Origin of the sequence: Rugosibacter aromaticivorans (assembly GCF_000934545.1) — a bacterium.
GTDB lineage: Bacteria > Pseudomonadota > Gammaproteobacteria > Burkholderiales > Rhodocyclaceae > Rugosibacter > Rugosibacter aromaticivorans.
Map to the genome: position 1 here is coordinate 1,320,653 of NZ_CP010554.1, position 21,880 is coordinate 1,342,532.

A 21,880-nucleotide genomic window follows, 5' to 3' on the forward strand; every position below is an offset into this window, starting at 1 on the left:
ATGTCATCGCAATGTTCAGGCAATCAAGCAGGAAATTACACAGGTAAAGCGCCAGCCGTTTGGCCGGCAAAAATTAACCAGATTCCGAAAGAGGTTTTTGGTGACAAGGACTTGTTTGAAAAAGAATTGGAGAATATTTTTTATGGCGATTGCTGGCATGTCGTTGGTCATGTGGCAGAGGTTCCCAATGTTGGCGACTTTAAAACCTTTGACTTGGGTCGTGTGCCGCTCCTGATTTCGCGCGGGAAGGATGGTCAGGTGCGTGTTTTTTACAATAGCTGTACGCATCGAGGAAATCAGGTTGAAGTGTCTGCCAGCGGCAATCGTAAAGAATTCGAATGTCCGTATCACCGTTGGCTATTTTCGCTGGAAGGTGCGCTCACCGCCTGCCCAGGGTCAAAAGAGTTTGCGCCGGACTTCAAGCAGGAAAATTTTGGTTTGCTTGAGGTGAAAAGTGCCCAGTTTCTTGGCTTGATTTTGGTCACGATGGGAAAAAATACGCCCCCGTTGGCTGAATGGATGGGTGAAGAAGTCACATCGACGTTAAGTGCCTTGCTGGGTGGTGATGGACGGTTGAAACTGCTCGGCTACCAAAAGGTTAGTTATAACGTTGATTGGAAAGGTTATAACGACAACGATGGCTATCATGCCCCGATGTTGCATGCTGGCTTTCGCATGCTTAATTGGCAAGGTGGTAAGGGTTTTCAGCGGATGGCAGCGAATGGGAATCTTGTGTTTGAGGCGGAGTTAAAACCGGCTCAAGACAATGGCTTCTTGAAAGACCCTTCACTCATCGCTTTTAAAGGGAGTGATCCGGCACGAGGTTCCATGATTGTTCAGTTATATCCAACGACGGTAATGGTGAAACACCTCGATATGATCAATCTGCGCTTTGCGATTGCACGTAGTGAAGAGGAAACCGAGGTGCATTACGCCTATTTTGCACACGAGGATGACGATGAAGAGCTCTTGCAGCATCGTATTCGTCAGTCTTCCAATTTACTCGGGCCTTGTGGAATGATCAGCATGGAGGATGCGGCTATTTTTCGGCGTATTTTTATTGGCAACAAAACACCCGGTGTGGCTGAATTTCAAAAGGGTGTGACGAGCTTTACAGAGTTGCCTGCGGATCTAAAACAAAATGATGAGACAGGTAATTTAGGTCGTTGGGAGCACTACCGTAAATTGATGGGCTTCAAAAGGGAGGGCGGAAAATGAGTAAGACAGGAAACCTTGGGCATCTTGCGGCGATTGATGCGTTGCACACTGCGTATGTGGCGGCTTTGGATAAAGGCGACATGGCGGCTTGGGCGGCGACTTTTGCGGCCGATCAAGCGAGCCATTTTTGTATTTCATCAGAAAACGATCGTCGTGGCTTTCCCTTGGCTTTGATGTATGACGATTGCCGCGGCCGGATTGATGATCGGGTCTCGTTTGTGACCAAAGTCTGGGTGGGCACCTATGAGCCTTATCGGACACGCCATTTCATACAGCGCTTGAGCATGGACGCCGCAGGGACTAACCAATACCGCGTGACCTCCGGTTTTACCATCATGATGACCCCCGAAGGGGGCGCCACCACGGTACTCACCAGTGGTGAATACCGCGACCTGATCGAGATCCAGGGGGATGGTGACAAATTCCGCGCCGTGTTCCGCGAACGGCGCGCTGTGTATGACGCCGATGTCTTGCCACGCTATATCGTGTTTCCGTTTTAGTTTTTCCCTTTTAATGCAAGGAGAAAATAGCATGGGTAGCTCTTCACTGCTTTCGTCGCAATCGGCCGCATCTCGCAAAGACAAGGTATTGGCCCTGGCACCGGATAATTTCACATGGCATGGTTATTCGGCCCTGGAAACGCAGTTACGCGTTGAACGTCTGCTCAGTCGATATGTTGTTTGCATCGACGATGATGCTTTGGAAAGCTGGCCGGAGTTTTTTGTGGCTGAAGGTTGTCGTTATGAAATTATTACCCGTGAAAATGTAGAGCGGGGTATGCCATTGGCGCTGGTGTTTTGCAATAGTCAAGGCATGCTGGTCGATCGGATTGTTTCACTGCGTGAAGCGAACATTTACCCGCAGCGCTGGTATCGGCACATTGTCTCGAATGTATTGATTCAGGAAGTGACTGCAGATCATTTGGCAGTGCAAAGCCACTATGTGGTTTTACAGACTCGTCGCAATGGTCAGACAAGCATTTTTAGCACAGGGAAATATAGAGATCGCATCGTTCTATGCAATGGTGAGTTTAAGTTTGCCGAGAAGTGCGTCGTGGCTGATACGCATAGTATCGATACGTTGCTTGTTGCGCCTATCTAAAGGAGGAAAAATTGTGAATGCACCGATGGATCAATTTAAAAAGCCATGGACAGCGAGTCCGGATGGCTACCGTGTGCCTTATGCAGTGTTTACGGATCAGGCTTATTACGATCAAGAGCAGGAACATATTTTCCGGGGAGAAACCTGGTCCTTTGTGGGACTAGAAGCTGAGTTACCCAACAAGGGCGACTTTAAATCCACGACGATTGGCGATACCCCCGTGATTGTGACGAGAGACCAAACTGGCCAATTGCGCGTCTTCAAGAATTTGTGCATGCATCGCGGTGCGTTGCTAGTGCGAGAGCCCCGAGGTAATGTCAAGTCCTTTGACTGCGTCTATCACCAGTGGTCATTTGATCTTACTGGCGCGTTACGTGGCGTGCCCATGCGTCGTGGCGTTCGTGGGGATGGCGGGATGCCCGCCGCATTTGATATGGTTAACTTCGGCTTGGATGCGTTACGGGTTGAATCGCTCAATGGCGTTATTTTTGCGAGTTTTTCAAGGACGGTGGAGTCATTAGCCAGTTATCTTGGCGCAGAAATTGTCGAAACGATCCAGCGAATTTTCAATCGCCCCATCCGGATTATGGGTGATTATCACCAGTATATTCACGGTAACTGGAAGCTCTACGCAGAAAATACGCGGGACCCCTATCACGGTAGTTTGCTGCATCTGTTTCACAACACCTTTGGCATTTATCGTGCGACAACGCAAAGCGGCGTATCACACATGGATGCTACGAAACGCCATTCTCTTTTGAAGGTGAAGCCTTATGCCGCAACAAGCAATGAGAGTGATGATAACGAGGTTTACAAGGATGTACGCTCTTACAACACCGAGTTTCACTTGCAAGATGCCAGTGTTTTAGCTGGCAGAAAAGAGTTTGACGATGGGGTCACACTGATCATTAATGCTATTTTTCCAAATCTGCTCTTGCAACAGATTGCGAACACCTTGGCGGTGCGCCAGTCGGTGACCTATGCGCCGGATGCTTTTGAAATTGTCTGGACACTATTCGGCTACGCGGATGACGATGAGGAAATGCAGATGATCCGTATGAAGCAAGCCAATCTGATCGGACCGGCAGGGTTAATATCAATGGAAGACGGCGAAGCGGTAGAGATAGTGCAGGATGCTGTAGTTCGTGATGGGAAAATGACCTCGATTCTGGCCATGGGTGGTGGGCATTCTTGCAATACGGAGCACATGATTACCGAAGGCCCGATCATTGGCTTTTGGGAAAACTACTGTCGGTATTTAGGCCTTACGTCAGAGAGGGCGGAATAGTCCTGCGAATAATAAAAAGCAGGTCTTGTTAAAAAGTACGCCTCAAAGGGACCCCCTTTGAGGCGTACTTGTTCATACGCGCTGTATGAACATCTGATAAATGCACATGGCATTTTATACTTCTCAACCAGTTGGTTCTGGGGACTCAGTTCTTACATTATTTGAATGTGGTCCGGGTGTCCTTTGATCACCTGTGAGTGCTCAGTGTTGCCTAAAACAATTTACCCACACCGCTGCAGTCAAATTTATAAAAAGAATGGCTTACTTTGACTTCAGTTGACTTAAGTCAAGGTGAATCGAAACAGTGATTTATAGAATCGATTCAACTTCTTTCGGGAAGAAAAAACAGGCTGGAAACGGTCAATAAATCGGGTAGGAGATTGCTAAAACGTGTTCATTGATCAGTGTGATACGCCAGTGTGTAGTTTCCGCCGTTACCCGTTACGTTGGCTGCATATTGTTGAATTTATAGATTTTTCCGTATTAAAACTCTATTTTTCAAATGAAAGAGAGACATATCATGAATGTACCGTTATCGCGTGAGACGCTTCAACAGGATAAGTTGAAAACCTTATTAGACGATTTGGAAAACAAGGTGGTTGTGACTGGCCCTGGAGATGTCGTACTGGGTGCGCGGAATATCTATACCGATCCGGCAATTTTCGAGCTGGAGTTAGAGCACATGATCGAAGGCGGCTGGGTGTATGCCGCGCACGAAAGTCAGCTGCCCAATGCAAACGATTACTTTACGATCAGCGTTGGCCGACAACCTGTGGTGCTTACGCGGGATGCGGGTGGTCAGATTCATGGCTTTCTTAATGCCTGCGCCCACCGCGGCGCCAAGGTCGTGCGCCATACCAAGGGTAATCAGAAAGTGCACATGTGCACTTTCCACGGCTGGTGTTTCAATCCCAAGGGCGAACTCATCAATGTCACTGACGAAGCCGAAGGTGCCTATCCGCCCGGGTTCGACCGCAAAAACCTCGGTCTCACCCCGGTTGCCAGACTGGAAAGCTACCGGGGTTTCATTTGGGTCAGCTTGAATCCTGATGTGCTTCCGCTCAGGGAGTATCTCAACGGCGCCACCACCTTTATTGATCTGATGGCTGATCAGTCGCCAACGGGCGAGCTTGAGGTGCTACCGGGTGAGTCTACTTACGTTTATCAAGGTAATTGGAAGCTGCAGGCGGAGAACGGTCTTGATGGTTATCACGTCAAAGCCACCCATGGTAACTATGTGATGACGGTTGGTCGGCGTGCCAAAGGGCAATCCACCACCGAAACCAAAACACTGGATGTCGCCAAAATCGATACCGGCGTGAGTGGCTTCTTCGCCTTTGATCAGGGCCATGCCGTGCTCTATGGCCCTTACCCGAACCATAAAGACCGGCCTAACTTTGAATTCCGCGACGGCTATTTTGAAAAGTACGGTGAAGCCAGAGCTGTCTGGATGACCGAACGTTTGCGCAACCTGATGCTGTTACCCAATGTTTTCCTGATGGATCAGATGAGCACCCAGATTCGCATCTTCCGTCCGCTCGCTGTGGATCGTACTGAAGTCATCACCTACTGCATTGCCCCGAAAGGCGAAAGTGCAGAAGCGCGCGAAAAGCGGTTGCGGCAATACGAAGACTTTTTCAACGCGAGCGGCATGGCGACGCCGGATGATCTGGCCGAATTCCGTAACTGCCAGATTGGTTTTCAAGCCAAGGCTGCCCCCTTTAGTGATATTTCACGCGGCAAGCCGCGCTGGATCAAGGGTGTCAGCGAAGCAGGCAAATCTATTGGGATACAAGCAAGGTTGAGCAGCACGAATGTCGCCGACGAAGGTATCTACGCCAGCATTCTCGAAGAATGGGCTCGCCGCATGCAGGATATTGTGAAAAATGAACTGGAAAGGAGTGGGAAATGAACGCAGTCAATGAACATGCATGCTCTGCAGTGACCGCTGCGACGTGGCATTCTGTGGTGCGTTTTTTAGGGCAGGAGGCCAAACATCTTGACGACAAGGATTGGGATGCCTGGCTTGCGCTGTACGCGCTGGATGCCGAGTACTGGATTCCGTCCTGGGATAGTGATGGCACGTTGATTACAGACCCCACAAAACATGTGTCGCTGATCTACTACAAAAACCGTGGTGGGCTGGAGGATCGTATTTTCCGTATCCGTACTGGGCGCTCTGCATCCAGCACGCCTCTGGCACGCACGAGTCATCAGTTCCAGTTGATCGATGTCAGTGAGATGGGTGGTGTCGTGCAGGTTCGGACAAACTGGACAGTCGATTCTGTGACCGATCATGAAGTGCGCAGCTATTTTGGTACGGCTTATTACAGCCTGGTTGCCCAAGGCGATAGCTGGCTGATTCAGTCCAAGAAAACCATTGTGCTGAACGACCGTATCGACCAGGTACTGGATGTTTATCTGGTCTAGCAAACAGGCGGCTTGAGCCTGCCTGACGATAAAGGGAATACGCCAATGAGCAGTTACGCACTTGAAAAAGCGATGTGGACGGTAGGCACCAGTCCCGAAGAGGCCCAAAAGTTTCGTCAATCTCCGGTCACTTATGCAGAACAGTTCAATCTCGATGCCGATGAAAAAGTCAGCCTCGCTACGCTTGCTGTTGGAGACATGGCGCGGCGCGGTGCGAGCACTTTATTGCTGTTAATGGGTTTCATGGCAGTCAATGGGCCCGGTGGGATGGGTGAGTACATGCAGCGGATGAATCAAAAATAATGATGTTGAAGCGCATTTTTTAAATCTACAGAAATACAGGAGAGCACATCATGGCAACACTTGTCGGTGGGTTTTTAATGCCGCATGATCCCTTCATGTCGGCAGCTCCCCATGTTGCTCCCAAGGAGAAAGTCGATAACACCATGGCCTCGTTTCGCCAGATTGAGGGGCGAATTCGTGAATTAGCGGCGGATACGATCATCATCATTGGCGACGATCATTACTGCATTTTCGGCCCGCATTGCATTCCACGCTGCCTGATTGCGATTGGTGATGTGGAAGGCCCGGTTGAAGACTGGCTGAACATTCCGCGTGGGCCAATTGCCAATCATCCCGAGCTTGCACGCCATATCCTGGAACGAGGCTATGACGAAGGCATCGACTGGGCGTTTGCCAAGGCCATCAGTGTTGATCATGCGATTGCTGTTCCGCATCACTTGGCTGTGCGCTCGAACCCGAAATTACGCACGATTCCGATTTATATCAATGCGGCTGTCGCACCGGTGATCCGTAGCCAGCGTGCCTATGCGATCGGGCAGAGCATCCGGCAGGCAATTGACTCCTGGCCTGGCGATGAACGGGTCGTGGTGTTTGGTACGGGTGGCATCAGCCATTGGGTGGGCACTGCAGAAATGGGGCGCGTCAATGAGGAATTCGATCAGTGCATATTGCGTATGGTCGAACAGGGTGACATCGATTCACTTCTGGCCCTGACGGATGCCGAGATTCTCGAACAGGGCGGAAACGGCGCGTTTGAGCTCAAGAACTGGATTTGCGCCATGGGTGTCATGGGCAAACTGAAAGCTGAAACCATCGGTTATGAGGCGGTGCCCGAGTGGATTTGCGGGTGCGGTTTTGCGGAACTGAAAGCCGCTTGAAGGATGCAGGTGTTTGATAGAGATTTCAGAGCATGGTGTTGGGTTCGAGGCGTCCTGCTTTTGTTGTCAGGTCACTGACGTTTTTTAATCAAGGAGAGTGAAATGGTCGATGTAAATAGTCTGATCGATGTCAAAAATGGCACTCAGGCCAAGCGTATCTTCTGGGATGCCGATATCTACAAATTGGAACTAGAGCAGATTTTTGGCCGTTGCTGGCTGTTTTTGACGCACGATAGCATCATCCCGAATGTGGGTGACTTTACGGTGACCTTCATGGGTGAAGATGAAGTCCTCGTGGTGCGCCAACGTGATGGTGGTGTCAAAGCCTTTCTCAATTACTGTACGCACCGCGGCGCTCGTGTCGTGAATGCAGAAGCCGGTAACGCACGTGGCTTTACCTGTACCTATCACGGCTGGGCTTATGGGCTGGATGGGGCGTTAGAGTCCGTTCCCTTCGAAAAAGAAGTGTATGGCAATGTGCTGAAGAAAGACACCCTAGGTATGAAGGAGGTTCGCGTCGAAAGCTACAAGGGGTTTTGGTATGGCAACTTTGATCATCAAGCGCCAAGTCTCGCCGATTATCTTGGAGACTACCGCTGGTTTCTCGACATCTGGATGGATGGCACGGGCGGGGCAGAACTGATCGGACCCCCTGCGCGGAGCATTCTGAAATGCAACTGGAAAACCCCGGTAGAAAACTTCGTAGGCGACGCCTACCATGTGGGCTGGACGCATGCAGCTTCGCTTAAGGCGCTGGGTGGGCCGCTCAGTGTTCTCGCCGGAAATAAACATCTGCCACCAGAAGGTGCTGGAGTCCAAATCACTAGCCGTCATGGGCATGGCGTGGGCATTTTGTTCAACGCCGCCGCTGCACTTATGGGGAAAGAAGAGGGCGCAATGGCTACCCAGTGGTATGCGGAAAACCAGCCCAAGGTTGCCAAACGGCTGAGTGAGGCGCAAGCCAAATATTACGGATCGCATTTCAATGCGTCGATTTTTCCGAATAACTCCTATCTGTGGGGCACCAACACGTTCAAGGTCTGGCATCCGCGTGGCCCGAACCAGATCGAGGTATTCACATGGACCATCGTTGAAAAGAACATGCCGCAAGCGCTCAAGGATGCGGTGCGTCGTTCGATGTTGCGGACATTTGGCACCGCCGGGATGCTGGAGTCGGATGATAGCGACAATATGGAATCGATGACCAACCTCAATCGCGGGCCGCATATCGCTGCCGGTGTGCTCAATTCACAGATGGGACTGGGTAACGAGCATGAAGACCCCGAAAGCAGCAACATCATTGGGCCCTCAGCGATTGGCGAGACGTCCTACCGCGGGTTTTACCGTGCCTATCGCGAGTTTCTGAAAGCCAAGGATTGGGACGAAATACGCGCCAACAATGGCAACTGGAAAAATGAGCTGTTGAATCGCTAATCCCGCTATTGATTATCGTCAAGGAGAATTCAGATGGAAGAATTGAACCCTGTAACACATGAGGTTTATATTGAGGTACAACAGCGGTTGTTCCAGGAAACCCGCATGCTGCGTGAAGAACGCTGGCGCGAATGGCTGGAAACCATGGTGGAAAAAGACATTGTCTATCGTGCCATCGTCAGCCAGTTACGATTTCGCAAGGATAATCGCTACACAGGTGATAAAGACGTGCCTAGCCTCGATGAAAATTGGGCTGGTCTTGATCGGCGCGTTGCGCAAATGGAGTCTGGCATGCAATGGACGGCTGATCCTGCAGAGCGTATCCGTCATTTCATTACCAATCTGGAAGTGTTTGAAGGGAAAAACCCGAACGAATATGTCGTTTATTCAAACTGTCAGACGGTGCGCAATCGGCGGGTGTATGAAGAAATGACCTACTGCTATGGACGTAACGACGTCTGGCGGCGTGGTGCCGACGGCAAGTTACGCCTCACCCGCCGTGAGGTGGATGTCGACGAACGTTTCGTTAGTGGCAAGAACCATAACTTCCCGATGTAGTGTTTTTTGAAGTCTGGCAAACGCCATACGCGGCAAGGAATTGCAACTCCTCGTCGCGTATTTTTTTGTCGAGACTGAAATACCCGGTTGGTCTCGGTCGCCCAATGAGAAAATAAAAATCCACCCCGTGATCTACGTGGTTCCCAGCAGTACAAAGTGCTTTTATGCAGCCGCACTAAGGGTTCAGGCGACTCGGGTGGGATTATTGGCTTTGGTTTTACAGGTGCTCATGCCAAATGGCGCATAAGCGGGACAATACCGGAAAGTGCCGGTCAGGATGGGCAATATGCCCAAATAACCCCACATTCCAATGGTGCCGGTTGCAGCACCTGCCACGAGTGAAACGCCTGCAACGATGCGAATGACACGGTCAATACTGCCTACGTTGGGTGACATCTTGATCTCCTGTTTTTAAAAGTGGCGTGAAGGGTGTTGGGCAATTCAGTTTTTTGAATACGCTTTCATGCGTGCTTCGTCGCCCGGCGAAACATGGTGTGAATATTACTCTCTTCCAAGAGCCGTTTTGCAGTCTGGCTTTAGCACTGCATGGGATAATCAATCCATGGTTTCTCTAGTGCATACCCTGACGCAGTTGCCCGATGCTCGCGACATCAACAAAACCCGTCTGACCGAAGGTTTGGATGCGGTGGCCAGCGCTCGTGTAACCGAGGCTATCGCGCTCGCCGCTGAGTGGTATGGCGAGACCAGGCTCTCTAGTGGCGAGCTCACGTTTCAACATGCGCTGGGTACAGCACTCGTTGTTGCGTCATTGGGGCTGGATGCTGATGTGCGTGTGGCAGCGATGCTATTCGCTGCGATAGCGCATGGTAAGGACGCCATCGAGCATCTAAAAGTCGGCTTTGGTGAGACGGTGGCCGAACTGGTGCAGGGTCTGCATCGGCTGGGTGTGTTGCGACCGCTCACCCGCGCAGCGGTCGATGGCCGTGAAATGCAAGCGCAGACAGAGATTTTGCGCAAAATGCTGCTGGCGATGGTGGATGATATTCGCGTTGTTCTGTTGAGGCTGGCCAGTCGCGTGCAAACCTTGCGGTTTCTGGTTGATCAGCCAAGCCCATTGCAGCAAGACATGGCCCGCGAAAGCCTGCTGATCTATGCGCCGCTGGCCAATCGATTAGGTATTTGGCAACTCAAGTGGGAGCTTGAAGATCGCGCATTTCGCTATCTTGAGCCGGATATCTACAAACATATCGCCCACATGCTCGATGAAAGGCGGCTGGCTCGTGAAAGCTTTATTGCCGGGGTAGTTCATCGCCTGCACCAAGCGTTGCTTGCCGACGGCATATCGGCTGAAGTGTATGGGCGGCCAAAACATATTTACAGCATCTGGCAAAAAATGCGCAGCAAGCGGCTTGATTTTTCTGAAGTGTACGATGTGCGTGCGGTGCGTATTATTGTGGATGAAGAGAAGAACTGCTATGCCGCATTGAGTCTGGTGCACAATTTCTGGCAGCCGATTCGTGGTGAATTTGACGACTACATCGCGCAGCCCAAAGGCAATTTTTATCGCTCGTTACACACGGCTGTTGTCGTTGAGGACGGCGGTGCACTGGAAGTGCAAATCCGCACGCGGGAGATGCATCAGCACGCCGAGCTAGGCGTTGCTGCCCATTGGCGCTATAAAGAAGCTGGCAAATCAGATAATGCCGTTGGCGTCTATGAGGACAAAATTGCCTGGCTGCGGCAATTGTTGTCGTGGCGCGATGAAATTTCCGACTCGGCCGAATGGGTAGCGCAGTTCAAACTGGCAGAACTGGACGACACCATTTATGTGCTGACGCCGCAAAACAAGGTGATCGATTTGCCACGTGGCGCGACGCCGCTGGATTTTGCCTACCGCCTGCATACCGATCTGGGGCATCGCTGCCGGGGGGCCAAGGTTGATGGCCACATGGTGCCACTCAATACGCCGCTGCAAAATGGGCAGCGGGTGGAGATCAGCGCCATAAAATCAGGCGGGCCTTCGCGTGACTGGCTGAGTGCGACGCAGGGTTATCTTGTGACGCCGCAGGCGAGGCGCAAAGTGCGGCAGTGGTTTGCCGAACAGGATGAAGCTGAGCTGCTGACCCAGGGGCGTGCCATTGTCATGCGTGAGTTGCAACGCGCAGGTGCTGTCCAGCGCGCGCAGGCTAATCTTGACGAACTGGCGGCGAAGCTCGGACTGAAAAGCGCAGAAGCGATGTTTCTCGCTTTTGCACGCGGCACGGTGGGACCGCATGCGCTGGATATCGCTTTACGTGGCGGCGCAGAAGTCCCGCCGCCCGAACCGGAGATACTCACGCGCAAGAGCCGCGCGGTGGCGGGCGCGGGCGCGGGCCAGGGCGGCATCCTCATCGTTGGCGTGGATAAGCTATTGACCCAGATCGGGCGCTGCTGCAAGCCGATTCCACCGGATGCCATCGCCGGCTTTGTCACGCGGGGCAAGGGCGTTTCCATTCATCGCGTCGAATGCGCGAATTTCCGCAACATGGTGGCGCGCAGTCCCGAGCGGGCCATCGAAGCTGCCTGGGGCGCGACTGCAGGCACTTTGGCAGAGGCGATTTATCCCGTTGATGTACACGTCGACGCCAACGATCGGCAGGGCTTGTTGCGTGATATTTCGGAGTTGTTAACGCGCCAGAAAATTAATGTCACGGCAGTAAAAACGCAGAGCAAAAACGGCGTGGCGCGCATGCGCTTTACGCTGGAGCTGGCGGAGGGCGAGTGCTTGCAGAAGATATTGCTCTTGCTGCGCGACGTGCCGGGAGTGATCGGCGCGCAACGCAGTTAGGGACGGCGCTTATGCGAGTCGGTTGCGGGCCGGTTTTTGACGCGCGCAGCGAGGCGGGAAAGATGCAGCCGGCCCAGCGCGGCGTGCAGTTTTTCCGGATGGGCCGAAGCTTGCAGGATGAGTCCCCCGCGTCCCCCGGCCAGTGGTCCGGCCAGCCGTTGCGCCTGGCGCGCCACGGCATCGGCGACGTCGACCAGGCTGGCGTGTGTGGCATGTGAGCCGGCAAGGTCGAGCAACAGCGGCGCGAGAAAGCTGTAATGCGTGCAGCCCAGCACCAGACGATCCACGCCTTTTTCCAGTAGCGGCAATACGCGCTGGCGGACATCGGCGGCCAGCGCCGGATCGTCGAGTTGCAGTTGTTCGACCTGCGTGGCCCAGCCGGGGCAGGGTTCGATGAAGACCTCAACGTGTGCTGCGTGGGTGCGGATCAGTTGTGCCAGACGTTCGCTTTTCGCTGTGGCTTCGGTGGTCAGCACGGCAATGCGGCGGCTGACGGAGGTTTGCGCAGCGGGTTTGATGCCAGGCTCAATACCCACCACCGGGATGCCGGGATGCGCCTGACGCAGCGCTTCGACGGCTGTGGCTGTGGCCGTGTTGCAGGCGACGACGAGCAGCGTGCAGCCTGCATGCACCAGATGTTCGCCGATGGATAGCACGCGCGCCTGAATCTGCGCTTCGCTTTTATTGCCATACGGCACATGGGCGGTGTCGGCAAAATAAATAAAGTCGGCGTGCGGCAGGGCGTCGACCAGCGCGGCCAGCACCGAGAGGCCGCCGAGACCGGAATCGAAGACGCCGATCATGGGCGAGGAAAAGTCGGCACTGGCAAGACGGCGGGATATGCGATGTGATGGGCAGAAAACCGCTTGACGAGGGGCGCCACACGCATCGTCGCTATCAAGCAACAGCGACAGGAATCTTGCCGATCTTCGCCCGCCATTCCTTTGGCCCGGTTTCGTGTACCGAGGCGCCAGTTGAATCCACGGCCACCGTCACGGGCATGTCCTTGACATCGAACTCGTAAATCGCTTCCATGCCGAGATCCGCAAAGCCCGCCACCCTGGCCGACTTGATCGCCTTGGCCACCAGATACGCCGCGCCGCCGACGGCCATCAGGTAGGCGGACTTGTTGTCCTTGATGGCTTCGATTGCTACCGGGCCGCGCTCGGATTTGCCTATCATGGCAATGAGGCCGGTTTGTTCCAGCATGGTGCGCGTGAACTTGTCCATGCGCGTGGCCGTGGTCGGCCCGGCCGGACCGACGACTTCATCGCGCACCGGATCGACCGGACCGACGTAGTAGATGACGCGGTTGGTAAAGTCGACCGGCAGTTTTTCGCCTCGAGCCAGCATGTCGGCAATGCGCTTGTGCGCGGCGTCCCGTCCGGTAAGCATTTTGCCGTTGAGGAGCAGTTTTTGCCCCGGCCTCCAGGCGGCAACTTGTTCGCGGGTCAGCATATCCAGATTCACGCTGGTGGCTGATTCTGTATCCGGCGTCCAGGTGACCGATGGCCAATCGGCCAGTTTGGGCGGATCAAGTTTGGCCGGGCCGGAGCCATCCAGATGGAAGTGAATGTGGCGCGTGGCGGCGCAGTTGGGAATCAGCGCCACCGGCAGATTGGCGGCATGCGTCGGATAGTCCAGCACCTTCACATCGAGCACGGTGGTGAGCCCGCCCAGCCCCTGCGCGCCGATGCCCAGCGCATTGACCTTGTCATGAATTTCCAGACGTAGTGCTTCCGTGCGCAGCAATTTTTCGCCGCGCGCGGCGCGGGCCTTGAGTTCGTGAATATTGCACGGCGCCATGATGGATTCTTTGGCCAGCAGCATGGCTTTTTCGGGCGTACCGCCGATGCCGATGCCCAAAATGCCCGGCGGACACCAGCCCGCGCCCATGGTGGGCACGGTTTTGAGTATCCATTCCACCAGATCGTCGGACGGATTCAGCATGGCGAATTTGGTTTTCGCTTCCGAGCCGCCGCCCTTGGCGGCACAGATCACTTCGACGTGGTTCCCGGGAACGATCTCGTAATGCACCACGGCAGGCGTATTGTCTTGCGTGCTTTTGCGTGCGCCGGCGGGGTCGGACAACACGGATGCGCGCAAGGGGTTGTCCGGATCAAGATAGGCTCGGCGCACGCCTTCATCGACCATTTCTTGCAGTGATAGCGTGGCATCCCAGCGCACGTTCATGCCGACTTTGAGAAAGACGACGGCAATGCCCGTATCCTGGCAAATCGGACGGTGGCCTTCGGCGGCCATGCGGCTGTTGGTGAGAATCTGCGCGATGGCGTCTTTCGCGGCGGGCGATTCTTCGCGGTCATACGCTTCACCCAGGGCCCGGATAAAGTCAAGCGGATGGTAATAGCTGATGAACTGAAAAGCATCGGCGATGGACTGGATAAAGTCGTCTTGGCGAATCGGATTCATGAAAGTCTCGAAGGATGGGTCAATGGGCGGGTCAATCAGCGGATGAATTTCAGTGCGCACTCTTGCTGGACAGCAACGTGGTGGTCATGATGCGGTCGGTCCAGGCAATGGCCAGGGCCGAGATCAGGAACGACAAATGAATAGCCACCTGCCACAGGATGACCCGATCAGGCAGGTGCTCGGCATTGATGAACGATTTCAGCAGATGAATCGATGAAATGCCGATCAGGGCGGTAGCCAGCTTGACCTTGAGTACACCGGCATTGACGTGCGAGAGCCATTCCGGCTGATCGGGATTGTCTTCGAGATCAAGCCGCGAGACGAAGGTTTCATAGCCGCCGATGATGACCATGATGAGCAGGTTGGCGATCATCACCACGTCGATCAGACCGAGCACAATCAGCATCACCTGGGCTTCGTCCAGGCTGCCGACCCGGGATATCAAATTTGCCAGCTCGTGCATGAATTGATACACATACACGCCCTGTGCGGCAATCAGGCCAAGGTAGAGCGGGGCTTGCAGCCAGCGGCTCGCGAAGATGAGTTTTTCCAGGGGATTGATGAGGCGGTTCATGGTTCGGCAGGTGTGTTGGCCAGGGAAGCGATATTATCGCAGAGGATTGTTCTCCAGGACACGTCGAAAAATCTGCTACGCTGTCTGATTGCTGCGTTGGATGGTATTCGCGCGCCCGTCTATTCACTCGTTAGACCCCTCTCACCGAGGGCAGGAGGTAATGCAATGAAGGTCTTGCTTATTCTGAATAACGCGCCGTACGGTTCCGAGAAAACCTACAACGCCTTGCGTCTTGCGATGGCACTGCAAAAGGAACAACCGCAGACTGAAATTTACATTTTTCTGCTGGCAGACTCGGTCACGGCCGCCTTGCCTGTTCAGGTGACTCCTCAAGGGTACTACAACATCGAGAGGATGCTTAAGGCTGTTATCGGGAAAGGTGGCCAAGTCAAAACTTGTGGAGCTTGCTCGGAAGCGCGTGGCATACAAAACTTGTCACTTCTCGAAGGAGTCGAAATCAGCACCATGAGTCAGCTGGCGCAATGGACTGCTGGGTCAGACAAAGTGTTGGTCTTTTAGCGTAAAGGAGGCCCTCAGGTGTAACATTTGGTCGTCCGAGGAAGATAAAAAAAGAGGTCAAAATGAGATGAACTATGCAGGTGGGAGCGGGTGGATGGGCTTGGGCTGGATTTTCATGATTCTTGTCTGGGTACTGATTATTCTCGGCGTCGTCGCACTTGTTCGGTGGCTCGGGACGGGCAGCAGAGACCGCCATGAAGCACAGCGGAAAACGCCGCTCGAAATCCTCCAGGAACGTTATGCGCGTGGAGAGATCGAGCGGGAAGAGTATGAGCAGAAGCGCCGTGACCTTGCGTAGCCGCCAGGGCGTCAAGCCCAACTTGGTGCTCAAGCGGACGCGCCAAACGACGGCGTGCCGCTTGGTTTTACTTTAGCCCCGCACTCACCCTCAAAGGACTCTACATGCAGCCAAAAGAACACTGGGAACGCGTGTATTCGACCAAGGCGTCTGACGCGGTGAGCTGGTTTCAAGCGCATGCAGCGCTGTCCTTGCGCTTGATCCGGGATACCGGAGTTCCGCGCTCAGCGTCCATCATGGATGTTGGTGGCGGAGCATCCACACTGGTGGATGATCTCTTGCTCGACGGATATACGGCACTGACCGTGCTCGACCTGTCGGCGGCGGCGCTCTCGGCCGCAAAGCGGCGCCTGGACTCGCGTGCTGCCGGCGTGCAATGGGTGGAAGCAAACATCACGACTGCTGCGCTTCCTGTCCATGCCTATGACGTATGGCACGACCAGGCAGTCTTCCACTTCCTGACTGCACCGGCCGAACGGCAGGCCTACGTTGAAGCCGTCCTGCGTTCGGTCAAGCCGAGCGGACAAGTCATCGTTGCCACCTTTGACGAAGACGGCCCTGCACAATGCAGTGGCTTGCCGGTCATGCGCTACAGTGCCAATGAGCTGCATACCGAGTTCGGGTCCTCCTTCATCTTGCTTCAGCACGAGAAAGAAGAACACCGCACACTCTTTGGCACCGTGCAGAAGTGTGTCTATTGCCATTGCCGCAAATCCTCTTCGTGTGATCATTCGCATGCACGCACTTGAGCTCAGGATTCCACCGCCGGCGGTTGCGGTGCTGATTGCAGGCGCCATGTGGGGAATTTCTTTGCTTGCCCCATGGTTTGAAGTGCCCGCCGTCATTCGTGTAGCCGCAGCGGTAACAATCGCTCTGGCTGGTGGTGGCCTCAGCCTCGCAGGTGTCACCGCGTTCCGGCGCGTGAGCACGACGGTCAACCCAATGAAGCCGGAAATGACATCTTCGCTAGTTTGCTCAGGCATTTACAGCGTTACCCGAAATCCCATGTACGTAGGTCTTCTCTTCTTTCTCGTCGCATGGGCAGTATTTCTGTCTTCTGCCTGGGCGGCGTTTGGGCCGTTGGCTTTTGTGCTCTACATAAACCGGTTTCAAATCGAACCCGAAGAAAGAGTGCTTTCAGCCATGTTCGGCACTGGCTACTCCGCTTACAAATCAAAAGTTCGCCGGTGGCTGTGAGGCATAGCCCCGCGTTCCGGCCGATGGGCACACGGTTGTGCTTTTTTTCCGGCCGCTGAACTCGAGCGCAAGTCTCCGTTGATGCGTTCGTTTGCCTTGCACTTAGAAAATGTTGGCCACCGTTTCGCGATGCGCCTCTTTAGTCATTCGCCGCCTCGCGCCATTCCGCATCCCGGGTTGGGTGAAGTTAGAATAGTGCGCATCAGGCAATCTTTAAATTTTGATTTTGGATCATCACTACAGAGAGGAGAAACCCATGTCCGCAGGTGAAACAGGGCGTAGCACACATCTTTATCCGCCTTCGGCAGAGGTGGTCAAAAAGGCCACCATTTCAGGCATGGCGGCCTATCAGGCCTTGTGCCGTGAGGCGGAGCAGGACTACACCGGCTATTGGGCGCGCTTGGCCAAAGAGCACGTCAGCTGGCAAAAACCATTCACGCAGGTGCTGGATGAATCCAATGCGCCGTTTTACCAATGGTTCGCGGATGGCCGGCTGAATGTCTCGTATAACTGCCTTGATCGCCATGTCGACGCCGGCCTGGGCGGCAAGGTTGCGCTGATTTTTGAAGCCGACGATGGCCAGGTCACCCGGGTGACGTACAAGGATTTGCTGGGTCGTGTCGCCAGATTCGCTAATGGGCTGAAGGCGCGCGGCATCAGGAAAGGCGATCGGGTTCTGATCTATATGCCGATGTCGGTGGAAGGCGTGGTGGCCATGCAGGCCTGTGCCCGCATCGGGGCCATTCATTCGGTCGTGTTTGGCGGCTTTTCGGCCAAGAGCGTGCACGAACGCATTCGGGATGCCGGCACGGTCGCCGTGATTACCGCCGACGAACAATACCGGGGCGGTAAAAATCTGCCGTTGAAGTCCGTCGTGGATGAAAGCCTTGCGCTGGGCGGCTGCGATTCCGTCAGGACCGTGATTGTCTATCGCCGCACCGGCGGCACGTGCGCCATGGTGGCAGGCCGCGACGTGCCGTGGGAAGAAGTTGTCGCCGGCCAGCCGGAAATCTGCGAGCCGGAGTGGGTCGATGCCGAACACCCGCTGTTTCTGTTGTATACCTCGGGTTCCACCGGCCAGCCGAAAGGCGTGCAGCACAGCTCGGGCGGCTATTTGCTGCATGCCATCCTGACCACCAAGTGGACTTTCGATCTTAAGCCGGACGATGTTTTCTGGTGTACCGCCGACATCGGCTGGGTGACGGGGCATACCTATGTGGCGTATGGCCCGCTGGCATGCGGCGGCACGCAAATTGTTTTTGAAGGCGTGCCCGTGTACCCGGATGCGGGGCGCTTCTGGCGCATGATTCAGGATCACAAGGTCAGTATTTTCTACACGGCGCCGACGGCGATCCGTTCGCTGATCAAAGCCGCCGAAACAACACCGGCCGTGCATCCGTCGAAGTATGACCTGTCGTCGCTGCGCCTGCTGGGCTCGGTCGGCGAGCCGATCAATCCGGCGGCGTGGGAGTGGTATTACGAGCACATTGGCGGTGGCCGCTGCCCCATTGTTGACACCTTCTGGCAAACCGAAACCGGCGGCCACATGATTACCCCGCTGCCGGGCGTCACGACGCTGGTGCCGGGCTCCTGCACCTTGCCGTTCCCCGGCATTCAGGCGGCTGTTGTCGATGAAGCCGGGCATGAGCTTGAATGGGGCAAGAGTGGCATTCTGGTGGTGACCAAGCCCTGGCCGTCGATGATACGTACCATCTGGGGCGATCCCGAGCGGTTTAAAAAGTCCTATTTCCCGCAGGATTTCCATGGCAAGCTTTACCTTGCGGGCGACGGCGCCAGCCGGGATGCTGAAACCGGCTATTTCACTATTACCGGACGCATCGATGATGTGCTGAATATCTCCGGACATCGCATGGGCACCATGGAAATTGAATCGGCCCTGGTGTCCAATCCGCTGGTGGCCGAAGCCGCTGTGGTAGGCCGCCCCGATGATGTGACGGGCGAAGCGATCTGCGCCTTTGTGGTATTGAAGCGGGCGCGTCCCGCAGCGGAGGAGGCAAAGAACATCGCCAACGACTTGCGCAACTGGGTCGCCAAGGAAATCGGCCCCATTGCCAAGCCAAAGGAAATCCGTTTCGGCGACAACCTGCCCAAAACGCGGTCCGGAAAAATCATGCGCCGCCTGCTGCGCAGCCTGGCGAAAGGCGAGGCGATCACGCAGGATGTGTCGACGCTGGAAAATCCGCAGATTCTGGATCAGCTCAAGCAGGCATCGTGAGTTTGGCTGGCGGATGCGTTGCGCATCCGCTGCAGGAGAAATTTTTGAATAATTCAATGAATAAATTTATGAGTGAACCGATGGCTATGGATGCAGGTGCTATGGATGCAGGCGTGGTGCAGGCTGCAGTGGATGCAGTGATGCTGGGAAGAAAGTCGGTGCGTGCCTATTTGCCCAGGGAAGTGCCGCGCGAAATGATTGCCGATCTGTTGCGGATGGCGGCCCGCGCGCCCTCGGGAACCAACACGCAGCCATGGCATGTCCATGTGCTGAGCGGCGAGACGCGCAACCGGCTGGTCGCCGAAGCGTGCCGTGCGTTCGATGCGGGCGATACCAGCCACCAGCCCGAGTATGACTATTACCCGAAGGAATTTTTCGACCCCTATCTGGCGCGCCGCCGCAAGGTCGGCTGGGATCTTTACGGTCTGCTGGGCATCGCCAAGGGCGAGAACGAAAAGATTCGCGCCCAGCACCGCAAAAACTATGAGCTGTTTGGCGCACCGGTAGCGCTGATGTTCGTCATCGATCGCCGCATGGCGATGGGCAGCTGGCTTGATTTCGGCATGTTCTTGCAGGGCGTCATGCTCGCTGCCCGTGCCCGCGGGCTGGATACTTGTCCGCAGGCGGCATGGATCGATTACCACCGCATCGTCGGCAAGATTCTCGGCTTGGGTGCACAAGATCAGTTGGTGTGCGGCATGGCACTGGGCTATGCCGATCCAGCTGCTGTTGTGAACACGCTCGTGACTGAACGCGCCAAACTGGAGGAATTTGTCCGTTTTCATGACTGATGCGCCGGACCCGCCACAGCAACGCATCGACAAGTGGCTGTGGGCGGCGCGCTTTTGCAAAACGCGCCGTCTGGCTGCCGATGCAGTCGATGGCGGCAAGGTGAAACTGAATGGTCAGCCTGTCAAGCCGTCGCGCGAACTCAAATGCGGGGACAAGCTGGAAATTGCGCTTGGCGAGCTGCGCTGGGTCGTTTGTGTGCGTGGCATCAACCGCCAGCGCCGCCCCGCAACCGAGGCGCGGTTGCTCTATGAAGAAAGCCCGGAGAGCATCGCCCGGCGTGCGCAGCAGCAGGAAATCGGCAAACTTGCGCCCATGCCGGGGGCTGCTCTCAAGGGCCGGCCGACAAAAAAGGCCGGGCGTCTGATACGTGGTTTCAATGAGTAAAGTGAGCCTGTTGCAAGTGATACCCTGCACTGTGCTATTGGGCTGGAGCAGCGAATGGAAATGACGATTGCGTTGGTCATCGGGCTCCTGCTGGGCGGCGGTTTGGTGGCCTTTGTCCTGAATTCCCGGCTACGCGACGTGCAAGCGCGGCTGGTCACGCGCGAAACCGAACTCGCGGTTCTCCGTGAAGAAAAGTCGGCGCTGGCGATACGCTGCGCAGCGCTGGAAACGGCGCTGGAAAAGGACAGGGCGCTGTTCGCCGAGCGGCAAGCGACGCTGGAAGCCGCGCGCGACAGTTTCGCCGATGCCTTCAAGGTGATCTCGGCGGACGCGCTGGCGAAGAACAACCAGTCTTTCCTCGAACTCGCCCGCGCCACGCTGGAAGCGCAGCAGGCTGCCGCTCTGGCCGCTTCAAAAACTGATCTGGACAAGCGCCAGCAAACCATTGCTGAAATGGTGGTGCCCGTCAAGGCGACGCTGGAGAAATTCGAGCTGCAAATCGGCAACATCGAAAAGCAGCGCATTGACGCCTACGCCACGCTGACCGAACAGGTGCGCCAGATGGCCGAAGCGCAGGGCGCGCTGCGCGCCGAGACCGGCAATCTGGTCAAGGCGCTGCGCGCACCGCAAACGCGCGGCCGCTGGGGCGAGCTGCAATTAAAGCGCGTGGTCGAGATGGCCGGCATGCTCGATCACTGCGATTTCTTCGAGCAGGAAAGCACGAACACCGAAGAAGGCCGCCTGCGCCCCGACCTCATCGTTAAACTGCCCGGTGGCAAGAACATCGTGGTCGATGCCAAGGCGCCGCTGGCCGCCTACCTTGAGGCGCTCGAAGCGACCGACGAAAACGAAAAGAAAAGGAAGCTCGCCGACCATGCGCGGCAAGTGCGCGACCATCTCGTCAAGCTCGGCCGCAAGGCCTATTGGGAACAGTTCCAGCCGACGCCGGATTTCGTCGTGCTGTTTCTGCCCGGCGAAATGTTCTATTCCGCCGCGCTCGAAGCCGACCCCTCACTGATCGAAGCCGGCGTCGATGCACGCGTCATCCTCGCCACGCCGACCACGCTAATCGCGCTGTTGCGCGCCGTCGCCTACGGCTGGACGCAGCAGGCGCTGACCGAAAATGCCGAACGCATCAGCGCGCTGGGGCGCGAGTTATATGAGCGCATCGCGACGCTGGCCGAGCACTGGGCCGGCGTTGGCAAAAACCTCAACGAAGCCGTTTCCGCCTATAACAAATCCGTCGCCACGCTCGAATCGCGCGTACTGGTTACCGCACGCAAATTCCGCGAACTCAAAGTGACGGGTGAGGACAAAGAAATCCGCGACCTCAATCCCATCGAAGCACAGCCGCGTGCGGTGCAGGCAATCGAGTTGTTGCTGAATAACGAAAATAACCACACTTAATGGGCACACATCCGGGCTCGCGATTGTGTCGCCACGCATGTTTTA

At 55.3% G+C, this 21,880-nt stretch carries 23 protein-coding genes; 19 read left to right on the forward strand and 4 right to left on the reverse strand.

The window, feature by feature from the left end; genetic code table 11:
- Window positions 1–111: 111 nt before the first annotated feature.
- From PG1C_RS06560 to PG1C_RS06605, 10 genes are all read left to right on the forward strand, one after another.
- Entirely contained in the window at window positions 112–1,218 is a 1,107-nt protein-coding gene (locus PG1C_RS06560; RefSeq protein WP_202636612.1) for an aromatic ring-hydroxylating oxygenase subunit alpha, read from the forward strand.
- Entirely contained in the window at window positions 1,215–1,718 is a 504-nt protein-coding gene (locus PG1C_RS06565) for an aromatic-ring-hydroxylating dioxygenase subunit beta (protein WP_202636613.1), read from the forward strand. The genes PG1C_RS06560 and PG1C_RS06565 overlap by 4 nt, the downstream gene beginning before the upstream one ends.
- A gap of 31 nt (window positions 1,719–1,749) precedes the next feature.
- Window positions 1,750–2,319 (forward strand): aromatic-ring-hydroxylating dioxygenase subunit beta, encoded by a 570-nt coding sequence (locus PG1C_RS06570; RefSeq protein ID WP_202636615.1) that lies wholly within the window; start codon window positions 1,750–1,752, stop codon window positions 2,317–2,319.
- Between the two features lie 13 nt (window positions 2,320–2,332).
- Entirely contained in the window at window positions 2,333–3,607 is a 1,275-nt protein-coding gene (locus PG1C_RS06575; RefSeq protein WP_202636625.1) for a Rieske 2Fe-2S domain-containing protein, read from the forward strand.
- Window positions 3,608–4,127: 520 nt separating this feature from the next.
- Window positions 4,128–5,519 carry an aromatic ring-hydroxylating oxygenase subunit alpha gene (locus PG1C_RS06580; RefSeq protein WP_202636631.1) on the forward strand — a complete coding sequence of 464 codons (1,392 nt, stop codon included), beginning with the start codon at window positions 4,128–4,130 and terminating at the stop codon, window positions 5,517–5,519.
- Entirely contained in the window at window positions 5,516–6,037 is a 522-nt protein-coding gene (locus PG1C_RS06585) for an aromatic-ring-hydroxylating dioxygenase subunit beta (RefSeq protein ID WP_202636632.1), read from the forward strand. The genes PG1C_RS06580 and PG1C_RS06585 overlap by 4 nt, the downstream gene beginning before the upstream one ends.
- A gap of 45 nt (window positions 6,038–6,082) precedes the next feature.
- Complete coding sequence (locus PG1C_RS06590) at window positions 6,083–6,340, forward strand: hypothetical protein (RefSeq protein ID WP_202636633.1); 258 nt, start codon at window positions 6,083–6,085, stop codon at window positions 6,338–6,340.
- 50 nt (window positions 6,341–6,390) lie between these two features.
- On the forward strand, window positions 6,391–7,218 hold the full coding sequence (locus PG1C_RS06595; RefSeq protein WP_202636634.1) for a DODA-type extradiol aromatic ring-opening family dioxygenase: 828 nt from the start codon (window positions 6,391–6,393) through the stop codon (window positions 7,216–7,218).
- A gap of 102 nt (window positions 7,219–7,320) precedes the next feature.
- The gene (locus PG1C_RS06600; protein ID WP_202636635.1) at window positions 7,321–8,652 is read left to right on the forward strand and encodes an aromatic ring-hydroxylating oxygenase subunit alpha; all 1,332 of its coding nucleotides are present in this window, start codon (window positions 7,321–7,323) and stop codon (window positions 8,650–8,652) included.
- A gap of 33 nt (window positions 8,653–8,685) precedes the next feature.
- Window positions 8,686–9,210, forward strand: coding sequence for an aromatic-ring-hydroxylating dioxygenase subunit beta (locus PG1C_RS06605; protein ID WP_202636637.1), 525 nt, complete (start codon window positions 8,686–8,688; stop codon window positions 9,208–9,210).
- 183 nt (window positions 9,211–9,393) lie between these two features.
- On the opposite strand, the gene PG1C_RS06610 is transcribed toward PG1C_RS06605, so the two are convergent.
- Window positions 9,394–9,606: a YgaP family membrane protein gene (locus tag PG1C_RS06610; RefSeq protein WP_202636639.1), complete on the reverse strand. Its 213-nt coding sequence runs from the start codon at window positions 9,604–9,606 to the stop codon at window positions 9,394–9,396.
- A 166-nt stretch (window positions 9,607–9,772) separates the two neighbouring features.
- Between PG1C_RS06610 and PG1C_RS06615 the strand changes: the two genes are divergently transcribed.
- Window positions 9,773–11,998: a RelA/SpoT family protein gene (locus PG1C_RS06615; RefSeq protein WP_202636641.1), complete on the forward strand. Its 2,226-nt coding sequence runs from the start codon at window positions 9,773–9,775 to the stop codon at window positions 11,996–11,998.
- Here PG1C_RS06615 and murI read toward each other — a convergent pair.
- Genes murI through PG1C_RS06630 form a run of 3 tightly spaced genes read right to left on the reverse strand, consistent with a single transcriptional unit; the run spans window position 11,995 to window position 15,002 of the window.
- Window positions 11,995–12,903, reverse strand: a complete 909-nt coding sequence (gene murI / locus PG1C_RS06620; protein WP_237218316.1) for a glutamate racemase — start codon at window positions 12,901–12,903, stop codon at window positions 11,995–11,997. The genes PG1C_RS06615 and murI overlap by 4 nt on opposite strands.
- On the reverse strand, window positions 12,896–14,428 hold the full coding sequence (locus PG1C_RS06625; protein WP_202636958.1) for a fumarate hydratase: 1,533 nt from the start codon (window positions 14,426–14,428) through the stop codon (window positions 12,896–12,898). The genes murI and PG1C_RS06625 overlap by 8 nt, the downstream gene beginning before the upstream one ends.
- Before the next feature lie 49 nt (window positions 14,429–14,477).
- Window positions 14,478–15,002 (reverse strand): TIGR00645 family protein, encoded by a 525-nt coding sequence (locus tag PG1C_RS06630; RefSeq protein WP_202636643.1) that lies wholly within the window; start codon window positions 15,000–15,002, stop codon window positions 14,478–14,480.
- Between the two features lie 165 nt (window positions 15,003–15,167).
- Between PG1C_RS06630 and PG1C_RS06635 the strand changes: the two genes are divergently transcribed.
- The 8 genes from PG1C_RS06635 (at window position 15,168) to PG1C_RS06670 (ending at window position 21,835) form a co-directional block, all read left to right on the forward strand.
- Entirely contained in the window at window positions 15,168–15,521 is a 354-nt protein-coding gene (locus tag PG1C_RS06635) for a DsrE/DsrF/TusD sulfur relay family protein (protein ID WP_202636645.1), read from the forward strand.
- Window positions 15,522–15,588: 67 nt separating this feature from the next.
- Entirely contained in the window at window positions 15,589–15,819 is a 231-nt protein-coding gene (locus PG1C_RS06640) for an SHOCT domain-containing protein (protein WP_202636647.1), read from the forward strand.
- Window positions 15,820–15,923: 104 nt separating this feature from the next.
- Window positions 15,924–16,568 carry a class I SAM-dependent methyltransferase gene (locus tag PG1C_RS06645; RefSeq protein WP_202636649.1) on the forward strand — a complete coding sequence of 215 codons (645 nt, stop codon included), beginning with the start codon at window positions 15,924–15,926 and terminating at the stop codon, window positions 16,566–16,568.
- Entirely contained in the window at window positions 16,543–17,016 is a 474-nt protein-coding gene (locus tag PG1C_RS06650; RefSeq protein WP_202636650.1) for a methyltransferase family protein, read from the forward strand. The genes PG1C_RS06645 and PG1C_RS06650 overlap by 26 nt, the downstream gene beginning before the upstream one ends.
- Before the next feature lie 337 nt (window positions 17,017–17,353).
- Window positions 17,354–19,252 (forward strand): acetate--CoA ligase, encoded by a 1,899-nt coding sequence (gene acs, locus PG1C_RS06655; RefSeq protein ID WP_414629207.1) that lies wholly within the window; start codon window positions 17,354–17,356, stop codon window positions 19,250–19,252.
- A gap of 68 nt (window positions 19,253–19,320) precedes the next feature.
- Window positions 19,321–20,043, forward strand: coding sequence for a nitroreductase (locus PG1C_RS06660; RefSeq protein ID WP_248700150.1), 723 nt, complete (start codon window positions 19,321–19,323; stop codon window positions 20,041–20,043).
- On the forward strand, window positions 20,036–20,428 hold the full coding sequence (locus PG1C_RS06665; protein WP_202636654.1) for an RNA-binding S4 domain-containing protein: 393 nt from the start codon (window positions 20,036–20,038) through the stop codon (window positions 20,426–20,428). Before PG1C_RS06660 ends, PG1C_RS06665 begins: the two co-directional genes overlap by 8 nt.
- A 54-nt stretch (window positions 20,429–20,482) precedes the next feature.
- Window positions 20,483–21,835 carry a DNA recombination protein RmuC gene (locus PG1C_RS06670; RefSeq protein ID WP_202636655.1) on the forward strand — a complete coding sequence of 451 codons (1,353 nt, stop codon included), beginning with the start codon at window positions 20,483–20,485 and terminating at the stop codon, window positions 21,833–21,835.
- The last annotated feature ends 45 nt before the right edge of the window (window positions 21,836–21,880 follow it).

Excerpts from the sequence above, each read along its gene's own strand:
- PG1C_RS06565 (WP_202636613.1), top strand. The coding sequence starts at position 1,215 with ATGAGTAAGACAGGAAACCTTGGGCATCTTGCGGCGATTGATGCGTTG.
- PG1C_RS06570 (WP_202636615.1), top strand. The coding sequence starts at position 1,750 with ATGGGTAGCTCTTCACTGCTTTCGTCGCAATCGGCCGCATCTCGCAAA.
- PG1C_RS06580 (WP_202636631.1), top strand. The coding sequence starts at position 4,128 with ATGAATGTACCGTTATCGCGTGAGACGCTTCAACAGGATAAGTTGAAA.
- PG1C_RS06585 (WP_202636632.1), top strand. The coding sequence starts at position 5,516 with ATGAACGCAGTCAATGAACATGCATGCTCTGCAGTGACCGCTGCGACG.
- PG1C_RS06590 (WP_202636633.1), top strand. The coding sequence starts at position 6,083 with ATGAGCAGTTACGCACTTGAAAAAGCGATGTGGACGGTAGGCACCAGT.
- PG1C_RS06595 (WP_202636634.1), top strand. The coding sequence starts at position 6,391 with ATGGCAACACTTGTCGGTGGGTTTTTAATGCCGCATGATCCCTTCATG.
- PG1C_RS06600 (WP_202636635.1), top strand. The coding sequence starts at position 7,321 with ATGGTCGATGTAAATAGTCTGATCGATGTCAAAAATGGCACTCAGGCC.
- PG1C_RS06605 (WP_202636637.1), top strand. The coding sequence starts at position 8,686 with ATGGAAGAATTGAACCCTGTAACACATGAGGTTTATATTGAGGTACAA.
- PG1C_RS06610 (WP_202636639.1), bottom strand. The coding sequence starts at position 9,606 with ATGTCACCCAACGTAGGCAGTATTGACCGTGTCATTCGCATCGTTGCA.
- PG1C_RS06615 (WP_202636641.1), top strand. The coding sequence starts at position 9,773 with ATGGTTTCTCTAGTGCATACCCTGACGCAGTTGCCCGATGCTCGCGAC.
- PG1C_RS06625 (WP_202636958.1), bottom strand. The coding sequence starts at position 14,428 with ATGAATCCGATTCGCCAAGACGACTTTATCCAGTCCATCGCCGATGCT.
- PG1C_RS06630 (WP_202636643.1), bottom strand. The coding sequence starts at position 15,002 with ATGAACCGCCTCATCAATCCCCTGGAAAAACTCATCTTCGCGAGCCGC.
- PG1C_RS06635 (WP_202636645.1), top strand. The coding sequence starts at position 15,168 with ATGAAGGTCTTGCTTATTCTGAATAACGCGCCGTACGGTTCCGAGAAA.
- PG1C_RS06640 (WP_202636647.1), top strand. The coding sequence starts at position 15,589 with ATGAACTATGCAGGTGGGAGCGGGTGGATGGGCTTGGGCTGGATTTTC.
- PG1C_RS06645 (WP_202636649.1), top strand. The coding sequence starts at position 15,924 with ATGCAGCCAAAAGAACACTGGGAACGCGTGTATTCGACCAAGGCGTCT.
- acs (WP_414629207.1), top strand. The coding sequence starts at position 17,354 with ATGGCGGCCTATCAGGCCTTGTGCCGTGAGGCGGAGCAGGACTACACC.
- PG1C_RS06660 (WP_248700150.1), top strand. The coding sequence starts at position 19,321 with ATGAGTGAACCGATGGCTATGGATGCAGGTGCTATGGATGCAGGCGTG.
- PG1C_RS06665 (WP_202636654.1), top strand. The coding sequence starts at position 20,036 with ATGACTGATGCGCCGGACCCGCCACAGCAACGCATCGACAAGTGGCTG.
- PG1C_RS06670 (WP_202636655.1), top strand. The coding sequence starts at position 20,483 with ATGGAAATGACGATTGCGTTGGTCATCGGGCTCCTGCTGGGCGGCGGT.